This is a genomic window from Pseudomonas sp. (assembly GCF_030690725.1).
Lineage (GTDB): Bacteria > Pseudomonadota > Gammaproteobacteria > Pseudomonadales > Pseudomonadaceae > Aquipseudomonas.
Genome location: NZ_JAUYGD010000062.1, coordinates 12571 through 24208 on the forward strand (window position 1 = coordinate 12571; position 11638 = coordinate 24208).

The 11638-nt window shown below is 62.8% G+C and carries 10 protein-coding genes and 1 tRNA gene; 10 read left to right on the forward strand and 1 reads right to left on the reverse strand.

The window, feature by feature from the left end; genetic code table 11:
- Positions 1-3: 3 nt before the first annotated feature.
- The 5 genes from Q8O69_RS14855 (at position 4) to uca (ending at position 6732) form a co-directional block, all read left to right on the forward strand.
- Positions 4-819: an ABC transporter permease gene (locus Q8O69_RS14855; protein ID WP_305593067.1), complete on the forward strand. Its 816-nt coding sequence runs from the start codon at positions 4-6 to the stop codon at positions 817-819.
- Complete coding sequence (locus tag Q8O69_RS14860; RefSeq protein WP_305593068.1) at positions 816-1610, forward strand: ABC transporter ATP-binding protein; 795 nt, start codon at positions 816-818, stop codon at positions 1608-1610. The genes Q8O69_RS14855 and Q8O69_RS14860 overlap by 4 nt, the downstream gene beginning before the upstream one ends.
- A gap of 9 nt (positions 1611-1619) precedes the next feature.
- Complete coding sequence (locus Q8O69_RS14865) at positions 1620-2348, forward strand: urea amidolyase associated protein UAAP1 (protein ID WP_305593069.1); 729 nt, start codon at positions 1620-1622, stop codon at positions 2346-2348.
- A gap of 11 nt (positions 2349-2359) precedes the next feature.
- On the forward strand, positions 2360-2995 hold the full coding sequence (locus Q8O69_RS14870; RefSeq protein ID WP_170048079.1) for an urea amidolyase associated protein UAAP2: 636 nt from the start codon (positions 2360-2362) through the stop codon (positions 2993-2995).
- Positions 2996-3108: 113 nt separating this feature from the next.
- Positions 3109-6732, forward strand: coding sequence for an urea carboxylase (uca, locus tag Q8O69_RS14875; RefSeq protein ID WP_305593070.1), 3624 nt, complete (start codon positions 3109-3111; stop codon positions 6730-6732).
- Between the two features lie 4 nt (positions 6733-6736).
- Here uca and Q8O69_RS14880 read toward each other — a convergent pair whose 3' ends face one another.
- Positions 6737-7399 carry a methyltransferase gene (locus Q8O69_RS14880; protein WP_305593071.1) on the reverse strand — a complete coding sequence of 221 codons (663 nt, stop codon included), beginning with the start codon at positions 7397-7399 and terminating at the stop codon, positions 6737-6739.
- A gap of 231 nt (positions 7400-7630) precedes the next feature.
- Between Q8O69_RS14880 and Q8O69_RS14885 the strand changes: the two genes are divergently transcribed.
- The 5 genes from Q8O69_RS14885 (at position 7631) to Q8O69_RS14905 (ending at position 11464) form a co-directional block, all read left to right on the forward strand.
- Positions 7631-9103: a sensor domain-containing diguanylate cyclase gene (locus Q8O69_RS14885; protein ID WP_305593072.1), complete on the forward strand. Its 1473-nt coding sequence runs from the start codon at positions 7631-7633 to the stop codon at positions 9101-9103.
- Complete coding sequence (locus Q8O69_RS14890; protein WP_305593073.1) at positions 9100-9315, forward strand: cysteine-rich CWC family protein; 216 nt, start codon at positions 9100-9102, stop codon at positions 9313-9315. Before Q8O69_RS14885 ends, Q8O69_RS14890 begins: the two co-directional genes overlap by 4 nt.
- Positions 9316-9317: 2 nt before the next feature.
- Positions 9318-10010 (forward strand): pseudouridine synthase, encoded by a 693-nt coding sequence (locus Q8O69_RS14895; protein WP_305593074.1) that lies wholly within the window; start codon positions 9318-9320, stop codon positions 10008-10010.
- Between the two features lie 401 nt (positions 10011-10411).
- The gene (locus Q8O69_RS14900; RefSeq protein WP_305593075.1) at positions 10412-11296 is read left to right on the forward strand and encodes an alpha/beta fold hydrolase; all 885 of its coding nucleotides are present in this window, start codon (positions 10412-10414) and stop codon (positions 11294-11296) included.
- Positions 11297-11390: 94 nt separating this feature from the next.
- Positions 11391-11464, forward strand: a tRNA-Gly gene (locus Q8O69_RS14905).
- Positions 11465-11638 lie beyond the last annotated feature (174 nt).

Consider the following 11638-nt stretch of genomic DNA (forward strand, 5'->3'; position numbering starts at 1 on the left):
TCTATGCGCCTGATCAACCGCCACCCGGATCGCAGCGGTCGCCTGCTGCTGATCCTGCTGCCCTTCGCCCTGCTGCTGTTCGCCTATTTCGCAGGCTCGGCGCAGCGGCTGACGGAAAACCCCAACGACAAACTGCTGCCCAGCGCCAGCCAGATGGTGGCGGCGGTTGATCGCCTGGCCTTTACCGAGGACAAGCGCAGCGGCAACTACCTGTTCTGGCAGGACAGCGCCGCCAGCCTGTCACGCCTGGCCATGGGCATCGGCATCGCCGCCATCGCCGGGCTGTGCCTGGGTATCGCAGCCGGCATCATTCCGCTGTTTGGCGCGCCGTTGTCGCCTCTGCTCACAGTGCTGTCGATGGTGCCGCCGCTGGCAATTCTGCCCATCCTGTTTATCGTTTTTGGCCTCGGCGAGCTGTCCAAGGTGATGTTGATCGTCATCGGCATCACCCCCTGCATCGCCCGCGACCTGGAACAACGTGCCCGCGAGATTCCCCAGGAAATCCTGATCAAGGCGCAGACCCTGGGTGCCAGCACCTGGACCCTGATTCTGCGTGTGGTGCTGCCGCAATTGCTGCCGCGCCTGCTGATCTCCCTGCGTCTGATGCTCGGCTCGGCCTGGCTGTTTCTGATTGCCGCCGAGGCCATCGCCAGCACCGACGGCCTGGGCTACCGGATCTTCCTGGTGCGCCGCTATATGGCCATGGACGTGATCCTGCCCTACGTGGTGTGGATCACCCTGCTCGCCTGGCTAATGGACCTGGGCCTGCGCCAGACCATCCGCGTGTGCTTCCCCTGGTACGAGGGGGCCAAGGCATGAGCGCCTTTATCGAAGTGAAGAATGTCTGGCAGGAGTATGGAGACCAGGTTGTTCTGGAGCGCCTGAACCTGAGCATCAACGAAGGCGAGTTCTGCACCCTGGTCGGTGCATCCGGCTGCGGTAAATCGACCTTTCTGCGCCTGCTGCTCGGTCAGGAGCGCGCCAGCCGGGGCGAAATCCTGCTCGGCGGTGAGCCGCTGGCTGCCGAACCCGATAGCAGCCGTGGCGTGGTATTTCAGCGCTACTCGGTGTTCCCACACCTGAGTGTGCTGGACAACGTCGCCATCGGCCTGGAGTTACCGCGCTCGAAACTGCTCGGCCGACTGTTTGGCGCCGCCAAGCGCGAAGCCCGCGAGCAAGCGGCGGTGATTCTGCACAAGGTCGGCCTCGGCCACGCCCTGGACAAATACCCCAGCCAGCTCTCCGGCGGCATGCAGCAACGCCTGGCGATTGCCCAGGCGCTGATCATGCAACCGCGCGTGCTGCTGCTCGACGAACCCTTCGGCGCCCTCGATCCCGGCATCCGCAAGGACATGCACGGCCTGCTGCTGGAGCTGTGGCACGAAACCAAGCTCACCGTATTTATGGTCACCCACGACCTGAGCGAGGGCTTCAGCCTCGGCACCCGTCTGCTGGTGTTCGACAAGACCCGCATTGACCCACACGCGCCGAACGCCTTCGGCGCGCGCATTACCTACGACATCCCCCTCAACAGTGACCGCCGCGCCACCCGCGCCGCCGTCGAAGCGTTGCCCGCGCATATCGCCGGCAATCTGCAACCGGCCCTGTAGGAGCACCCAATGACTGCCTCATTAAGCCTGCGCCCCACGCTCTACGAAGAGCTCGTTCCCGGCGGCGGCCATACCTCCTTTGTGCTCAAGCGCGGCCAACTGCTGCGCATTACCGACCTGCAAGGCGGCGCCAATGCCAGCCTGCTACTACTCAATGCTGCGGAGAAAAGCGAACGGCTAAACCTGCCCGACAGCCTCAAATGCCAGCACACCGCCAAGCTCACCGCCGGCCACTGCCTGTATTCGGATATGGGTCGCGTGCTCGCTGCCATCACCGCCGATACCTGCGGCTGGCATGACAGCTTCGGCGGCGTACTGAACGCCACCGAGGTGCAAGAAAAGTACGGCAACGGCAACTATCAGCAACTGCGCAACGGCTTCTTCCGCAACGGCGTGGACAACCTGCTGGTGGAAATGGGCAAGTGGAACCTCAATCTGCAAGACCTGCTGATGTGCCTCAACCTGTTCAGCAAGGTCACGGTCGACAGCGACGGCTGCTTCCACTTCCAGCCGGGCAACTCCAAGGCCGGCGAATACATCGAGCTGTACGCGCCGATGGACACCCTGGTGGTACTCACCGCCCTGCAGCACCCCATGGACCCCAGCCCCGACTACGCGCCCAAGCCGCTGCAACTGAGCTGGCACAAGGTCGAAAGCGACGGCATCAGCGTGCTGTGCCGCACCTCGCGCCCGGAAAACGCCCGTGGCTTCCATAACACCGAACGTCTGTATATCTGAGGCCGGCCAGCATGACTCTTATCTCAAGCGACAAGCACCCGGAAGCTGCGGTGTACCGCGCCACCATCGCCGCTGGCGAACCCTTTCTCTGCGAAGTAAAAGCCGGCCAGACCCTGCGCCTGCTCGACCTGGAAGGCAATCAGGCGGTCGATACGCTGTTCTATTCGGCGCGCAACCCGCGCGAGCGCTATGACGTGCAACGCACCCTGCGCAAACAGAACCGCGTGTACCTAACCACCGGCAGCGTGCTGTATTCCAACCTGGGCCAGCCGATGCTGACCATCAGCGCCGACACCTGCGGCCGCCACGACACCCTCGGCGGCGCCTGCGCCCAGGAGAGCAACACCGTGCGCTACGCCCTGGACAAGCGCTATATGCACAGCTGCCGCGACAACTTTTTGCGCGCCAGCCTGCATGACGGCCGCCTGAACAAGGCCGACATCAGCGCCAATATCAACTTCTTTATGAACGTGCCAGTCACCCCCGAAGGCGGCCTGACCTTTGAAGACGGCATCTCCGCCGCCGGCAAATACGTCGAGCTCAAGGCGCATATGGACGTGATCGTGCTGATCTCCAACTGCCCGCAACTGAACAACCCGTGCAACGGCTACAACCCGACTCCGGCTGAAGTGCTGGTGTGGGATTGATGGCCGCCCTTCGCCGCAGAGCGAAGAGCGAGTAAACGCCTTTCAACCACGGACGACCGTGGTGCAGACCGAATACCGCGGGACGGCCCGCCCACCCTTTCGAGGGCATCGCCATGTTCAACAAACTGCTGATCGCCAACCGTGGCGCCATCGCCTGCCGCATCCTGCGCACGCTACGCACCCTTGATGTACAGGGCGTAGCCGTCTACTCCGAAGCCGACGCAGCCAGCCTGCATATTCAACAGGCCGACGAAGCGCACAGCCTGGGCGAAGGCCCGGCTGCGGGCACCTACCTGGTGGTCGAGAAGATTCTCGCCGTGGCCAAGCAGAGCGGCGCCACGGCCATCCACCCCGGTTACGGTTTTCTCTCGGAAAACGCCGCCTTTGCCGAAGCCTGCGAAGCCGCCGGTATTGCCTTTGTCGGCCCAACGCCAGAACAGCTGCGCGTTTTCGGCCTCAAGCACACCGCCCGCGCCCTGGCCAAACAGCATGGCGTGCCGATGCTCGAAGGCACCGAACTACTGGAAGACCTCGACGCCGCGTTGGTCGCAGGCGAACAGGTCGGCTACCCGGTGATGCTGAAAAGCACTGCCGGCGGCGGCGGTATCGGCATGCGCGTATGCAACAGCGCCGCCGAGCTGAGTGACGCCTTCGAGGCCGTCAAACGCCTGGGGCAGAACAACTTCAGCGACAGCGGCGTATTTATCGAAAAATACATCCAGCGCGCCCGCCATCTGGAAGTACAGGTATTTGGCGATGGTCGCGGCGAAGTGCTGGCCCTCGGCGTACGCGACTGCTCGGTGCAGCGGCGCAACCAGAAGGTACTGGAAGAAACCCCGGCACCCAACCTGCCAGCCGGCATGGCCGAGGAACTCTGCGCGGCGGCGATCAAGCTGGCCAAGGCGGTCAGCTACCGCAGCGCCGGCACCGTGGAATTCGTTTACGACAGCGAGGCGGCACGCTTCTATTTCCTTGAGGTGAACACCCGCCTGCAAGTCGAGCACGGCGTTACCGAACAGGTGTGGGGCGTCGACCTGGTGCGCTGGATGATCGAACTGGCGGCTGGCGATCTGGCTCCGCTGAGCGAGCTTGCGAAAGATCTGAAACCCAACGGCCACGCCATTCAAGCGCGCCTGTATGCCGAAGACCCGGGTCGCGACTTCCAGCCGAGCCCCGGCCTGCTTACCGCCGTGCAATTCCCTGCGGCCGACGGTAAGAGCCTCCGCATCGACACCTGGGTCGAAGCCGGCTGCGAAATCCCGCCCTACTTCGACCCGATGATCGCCAAGGTCATCACCTGGGCCGATAGCCGCGAAGCGGCCAGCGCCGCCCTAGGCCAGGCCCTGGCCGATACCCTGCTGTATGGCGTGGAAACCAATAGCCAGTACCTGCGGCAGATCCTCACTGACGCACCGTTCGCCAGCGGCAACCCCTGGACCCGTTGCCTGGAAGGCCTGATTTATCAGGCCAACACCTTCGAAGTGCTAAGCGCCGGCACCCAAACCACCGTGCAGGACTTCCCCGGCCGCCTCGGCTACTGGGCAGTCGGCGTGCCGCCCTCCGGGCCAATGGACAGCCGCGCTTTGCGCCTGGGCAACCGCCTGCTGGGCAACGAGACAGATGCCGCCGGCCTGGAAATCACCATGAGCGGCCCGACCCTGCGCTTTAACACCGACGCAGTGGTGGCGGTCACTGGTGCGCCAATCCCACTGAGCGTCGATGGCATTGAGCAGCCACTGAATACCGCACTGCTGATCAAAGCCGGCAGCACCCTGAGCCTCGGCACCATTGCCGGCGCGGGCGCACGCAGCTATCTAAGCCTGCGTGGCGGTGTGCAGGTGCCGGATTATCTCGGCAGCAAAAGCACCTTTACCCTCGGCCAGTTCGGCGGCCACGGCGGCCGCGCCCTGCGCGCCGGTGACGTGCTGCATATCCCCGCGATGACCGACCTTCAAGCCGGCGCACAACTGCCAGCCGCACTGTGCACCGCCCTGCCCGCCGTGCGCGAAATCCGCGTGATCTACGGCCCGCACGGCGCGCCGGAATACTTCACGCCGGCCTATATCGACACCTTCCTCGCCACCGACTGGGAAGTGCACTTCAACTCCAGCCGCACCGGCGTGCGCCTGATCGGCCCGAAACCGGAGTGGGTGCGCGACAGCGGCGGCGAAGCCGGCCTGCACCCGTCGAATATCCACGACAACCCGTATGCGATTGGCGCGGTGGACTTCACCGGCGATATGCCGGTAATCCTCGGCCCGGACGGCCCGAGCCTGGGCGGCTTCGTCTGCCCGGTGACCATCATCGAAGCCGACCTGTGGCAGCTGGGCCAGCTTAAGGCCGGCGACAAGGTGCGCTTTGCGCCGGTGGATATCGCCAGCGCGCGGAAATTGGCCAAGGCCAGCAATGCAGAAACAAGTGACCTGGTAGCCCGGCTGCAATCCGGGGCCGATATGCCGCCGAGTTCCCCGAGTGCATCCGAGCTACAAAGCCCCATCGTTCTCGATATCGGCGAAGCCGATAAACGTCTGGTCGCGCGCCTGTCTGGCGACACCCATCTGCTGCTGGAAATCGGTGCAGCGGAGCTGGATCTGGTGCTGCGCTTCCGCGGCCATGCGCTGATGCAGGCGCTGGAAGCCAAGCAGCTGGTTGGGGTGATCGACCTCACTCCGGGCATTCGCTCGCTGCAGGTGCATTACCAACCGGAAACCCTGGCCCTTAGCGATCTGCTCGGCATAGTCGCCGGCGAATGGGACGCCGTGTGCGCCGCGCAGGACCTGCGCGTGCCGTCGCGCATCGTCCATCTGCCGCTGTCCTGGGATGACCCGGCCTGCCAGCTGGCGATCGAGAAATACATGACCACGGTGCGCAAGGACGCGCCCTGGTGCCCGAGCAACCTGGAATTTATCCGCCGGATCAACGACCTGCCCAATCTCGATGAGGTGTACAGAACGGTCTTTGAAGCCAGCTATCTGGTGATGGGCCTGGGCGACGTCTATCTCGGCGCGCCGGTGGCCACGCCGCTCGATCCGCGCCATCGTCTGGTCACCACCAAGTACAACCCGGCGCGCACCTGGACCGCCGAGAACTCGGTGGGCATCGGCGGCGCTTATATGTGCGTGTACGGCATGGAAGGCCCCGGCGGTTATCAGTTCGTCGGCCGCACCCTGCAGATGTGGAACCGCTACCGCGAAGTGGCCGCGTTCGACGGCAAGCCCTGGCTGCTGCGCTTCTTCGACCAGATCCGCTTCTACCCGGTCTCGGCAGACGAACTGCTGCGTATCCGCCGTGACTTCCCCCTAGGCCGCTATGACTTGCGCATCGAGCACAGCGAACTGGCCCTGGCTGATTACCAGACCTTTCTCGACCGCGAGGCTGAGGGCATCGACGCCTTCCGCAACCAGCAGCGCGCCGCCTTCGACGCCGAACGCCAGCGCTGGATCGCCTCCGGCCAGGCGCACTACGAGAGCGAGGAGGTCGCCGCCGACCTCGGCGAAGACGCCCCGCTCGGCGCCGGCCTGCACAGCATCGACAGCCATATCGCCGGCAACCTCTGGCAGGTGCAGGTAGAAGCCGGCAGCACGGTCAAAGCCGGCGATGTGCTGGTGATTCTGGAGTCGATGAAGATGGAAATCCCCCTGCTCGCCCCGCGTGACGGCGTGGTACGCGAGGTGCGCGTGCAACCCGGCTCGCCAGTGCGTGCGGGCCAACGCGTAGTGGTATTAGAAGAAGTCTGAGGGACTAACGCCGATAACTAAGGATGCGCCCTTTAAACGGTGTATCCGGGTTATCCAGCAGATTCAGGCTATCGGCCAGCTGCAAGTAGCCGTGCTCCAACATATAGCGGGAGAACCGCCCGCTATGGCCACGACCGGGGTCGACAATCAGCACCGCCGCGTGGCGATTGCAATGACGGGAGATAAACCCGGCCAGCAGGCTGGGGTGGTCGCGCTCGTAAAGCAGATCGCTGCCGATCACCAGATCAAACAGGCCCAGCTGCTGATAGTCCTCGGCCCAGTCGCAGCTCTGATAAGGCACCGGTTCCAGTTGATTAAGCGCGGCATTGCGCAGCAGAAACTCGCCGGCCAGCGGGTGGTAGTCGCTGGCGGTGATATCCGCCCCCAGGCGCTGCAGCACCAGGCTGGTCAATCCCAGGCCGCAGCCCAGCTCAAGAATGCGCAGCCCCTCCACCGCCATGCCGCTCAGGGTTTGCGCCAGCACTTCACCGGCTGGCCACAGCTGACCGAACAGCGACCAGGTGGCCGAGGATATCCCGGCTTTTTCCGCCAGGCCGTCGAGGTCGGCGAACTGCTGTTTGTCGCGCAGGGAACACAGGTGAAAATCCTCCAACCCGATGCTCAGGGTGGAATATTTGATGCGATAGCTGGCAGGCGCGCTGGGCATGGGGGCTCGGTGTGCTGAAAGGACTGCGGTCAGGGGCAGATCAGCAAGGCGCACGCCGGGCGGCGGTACGGGTCACCAAGGAGACTCTTCGTGTAGCCGCACCTTAGTCCTCAGGGCCTGGCGCAGCAAGCGCCATGCGCGCCCGTAAATCGGCCAAGGTCCCATGTTTCAGCAGCGCCGGCCGGTGCCGGGCGCTACAATGCGGCGATTATTTAACCAGCAGAGCCTTGCATGCCTCATCCATCCCCGCTGCCCCGTCAATGGTCCTTGATTGCGCTGCTGCTGGTTCTGCTCGGTTGTGGCTTCCTCGCCACCTCCCTGGCCAGTTACTACACCGCTCTGGACTCGATCCGCGCCGGCATCATCAATACCGAGCTGCCGCTGACCTCGGACAACGTTTACTCGGAAATCCAGAAGGACCTGGTTCGGCCCATCCTGATTTCCTCGATGATGTCTCGCGACACCTACGTGCGCGACTGGGTGCTGGGCGGCGAGAAAGACCCCGAGCAGATCACCCGCTACCTGCGCGAGGTGCAGGAGCATTACGCCACGGTCACCAGCTTCTTCGTCTCGGAGAAAACCCACACCTACTACCAGGCCAAGGGCGTGCTCAAGCGGGTGCAGGAAGATGAGCCGCGCGATGACTGGTATTTCCGCGTGCGCGACATGCAGGCCCCTTACGAAATCAATGTCGACGTCGACATGGCCAACGACGACCGCATGACCGTGTTTATCAACTACAAGGTGTTCGACTACCAGCAGCGCTTTATCGGCGCGACCGGTGTGGGCCTGACCGTGGATGCGGTGGTCAAGCTGATCGACACCTACCAGCAGCGCTATGAGCGCAGCGTGTTCTTTGTCGACACCAATGGCCTGCTGGTACTCACTGGCGCCAGCGGCGGGCCGATGGGCGCGCGGGTTGGCCAGTCGCTCAGTGAAATTCCTGGCCTGGAAGAGCTGCAGGCCAAGCTGCCGCATCCGCAAAGCGGCGACTTCGAGTATCAGGAACACGGCCGCGACCACTTCCTCAATGTGCGTTTTATCCCCGAGCTGAACTGGTACCTGTTTGTCGACAAGCATGAAGACGGCGCGGTCGCCGGCATCCGCAAATCGTTGTACCTCAATCTGCTGATCTGCCTGGTGGTCACCGTTATCGTCATCAGCCTGGTGAGCCTGGTGCTGCGCCGCTATCAACGACGCATCAGCGCCCTGGCTACCACCGACCTGCTGACCGAACTGCCCAACCGCCGTGGCTTCGATCTACTGGCCAATCAGGCCGTGCAGGAAGCCCGGCGCAGCCCAAGCGCGCTGTGCGCCCTGATGCTCGACCTGGACAACTTCAAGCAACTCAATGACAGCCATGGCCATATGGCCGGTGACGAAGTGCTGCGCCGCTTTGCCAGCGACCTGCGCAGCACCCTGCGCCAGTCCGACATCATCTGCCGCTGGGGTGGCGAGGAATTTATCCTGCTGCTCAAGGACACCACGCCCGAACAGGCCCGCGAGCTGGGCGAGAAAATCCGCCAGCAAACCGAGCAAAGCAGCATCAGTTTCAACGGCGCGCAGCTGCGCATCACCACCAGCATCGGCCTGGCGCAACTGCATGCCGATGAGTCGCTGGAGCAGCTGATCACCCGCGCCGACCGCGCCCTGTACCGGGCCAAACAGGGCGGCCGCAACCGCCTGTGTGAAGAAACCACGTGAGTGATGACAGCAGCCACTGCCCCTGCTGCGGGCAGCTCAACCAGTGCGCCCAGGCTGGCGCCGACGCACCGGTAAGCGAATGCTGGTGTTTTAGCGTGCCGGTCGATTCCGCGCAGCTGGTCAAGCTGCCGCCCGAGCAGCGCAACCGCAGCTGCCTGTGCCCACGCTGCGCTCAGGGCTTGCCACCTGAAACCCCGCCAGCAAACAGCTAGCCATGCGCCTCGATCGTTTTCTCAGCAACCTGCCCCAGCTCAATCGCCAAGCCGCCCGCCAACTGCTGGCCAGCGGCCGCGTGCGAGTAGACAGTGCGGTGGTTTGCGATGGCCTGTGCGAAGTCAGCCAGTTCAGCCGCATCGAGGTTGATAGCGAGCTGCTGCAGGCCGGCAAAGCCGCACGCTACTTTATGCTGCACAAACCCATCGGCGTGGTCAGCGCCACCGAGCATGAGCAACACCGCACCGTGCTGGATTTGCTCGATGAGCCGGACAAAGCCGACCTGCACCTGGCCGGCCGCCTGGACCTGAATACCAGCGGCCTGCTGCTGATCACCAACGATGGCCAGTGGTCACGCCGCCTCACCGAGCCGCGCAGCCGCCTGGGCAAGGTCTACCGCGTTGAGACCGAACAGCCGATTACTCCTGAGTACATTGAAGTGTTCGCCCGCGGCCTGTACTTCGCCTATGAAGACCTCACCACCCTGCCCGCCGAGCTGGTCATTCTCGATAGCCACAGCGCCCTGCTGACCCTGCACGAAGGCCGTTACCACCAGGTCAAGCGCATGTTTGGCCACTTCCAGAACAAGGTCATCGGCCTGCATCGCCTGAGCATGGGCGCCATCCAACTCGACCCGCAGCTGGCCCCCGGGCAATACCGCGCCCTGACAGAAGCGGAAATCGCCTGCGTCTAAGACAGTTCGTGCTCAAGTCACATACTTAGCTAGCTAACCGACAAACGGTTGTTCGATATCCCAATATTCACTTGCGCCAGCAGGAACACGGCTGCTTAAATCAAACCATAAGGTCTTATCGTGACTGAACAGTCACGCAAGCCATCTAAGCGTTCCATCGGTTACTTGCGCACTGCGCGAAATGGGTTCCTGCCTGGTCAAAGACGCCACTCCACACCTGCCAAAAGGTCGTGGATGGATGCTCTATTTCAGCCCTAACTGATTGAAAATAAATAACTTATAAAATCCTCCAGCCTGACATCTTGCTGTCACGTCCAGGCGCTTTCCTGATTGTCCTGCTTAGCCCGGTTTAACGGCACCGCCGTTTTGCCATGCCCACTTTTGCGCCAGGAGGAAACGACATGAAGCCAGCCACCGCTGTCGTCGATGTTCACGGAATCTACAAGATCTACACGGAGTTCTACGCCAATCCGAGCGCGCGCAAGACCATCATCCTGGTTAACGGCTCACTCTCCACCACCGCAGCCTTCGCGCAAACGGTCAAATACCTGCGTACCCAGTTCAATGTGGTGCTCTACGACCAGCCCTATGCCGGCCAGTCGAAGCCGCACAACCATCACCACCAGCCGATCACCAAGGAAGACGAGGCCAGCATCCTGCTTGAACTGATCGAACAGTTCCGCGCCGACCACCTGATGTCGTTCTCTTGGGGGGGCGTCGCCGCCATGCTCGCCCTGGCCCAGCGCCCGGCGCGTATTGAAAAGGCGGTGATCACCTCCTTCTCACCGTTGCTCAACGAGCCGATGGTCGACTACCTGGAACAAGGCCTGACCCATCTGCACGCCCTCGACGGCGACCAACTCGGTCACCTGGTCAACGGCACCATCGGGCGCTACCTGCCGTCGCTATTCAAACGCTATAACCATCGCCATATCAGCAGCCTGGACAGCCACGAATACCAGCAAATGCATGCCCATGTGCACCAGGTACTGCACCTCGACGCCCATTGCCAGATGCAGTGCCTGGCAGGCATCGAGATCCCGCTGCTATTCGTCAACGGCGAACACGACGCCTACACCTCGCCAGCCGATGTGCGCCTGTTCGCCAAGCACCTGAACGACTGCCAGTTCGTCACCATCGACAACGCCGGGCACTTCCTCGACATGGAGCACAAAGCCGCATGGCTGCAGAGCCAGGCCGCACTGCTGGGCTTCCTGCAGAGCAAGCCACTGCGCCAGACCCACTACCGCCCACAGATGGACGTGCTGCACGCGCTGGCCGTATGAAGCCTGCACACACCCGCGCCCGCACCGCGTTATTGCAGATAACCGGGGCGCGGACTTCATTTCAACCAAGACTTCCGGTATAAAGGCACCCGCTGCGGGCGTCGTATAGTGGTAATACCCTAGCTTCCCAAGCTAGAGCTGTGGGTTCGATTCCCATCGCCCGCTCCACTTCAACTTTCCATGGGGTTCCAGAGACCTCCATGGAGTGTTGCAAGTCATTGTCACGGTTGAGATTTTTTAAAAATCTTGACCCAGTGACTTCCAGCGAAATCCACTGACAGCCGCCCCAAAGCGGTACATTAAGTGGTACATCGCAATGCGGCGGTTCCCGATTCCGCATTG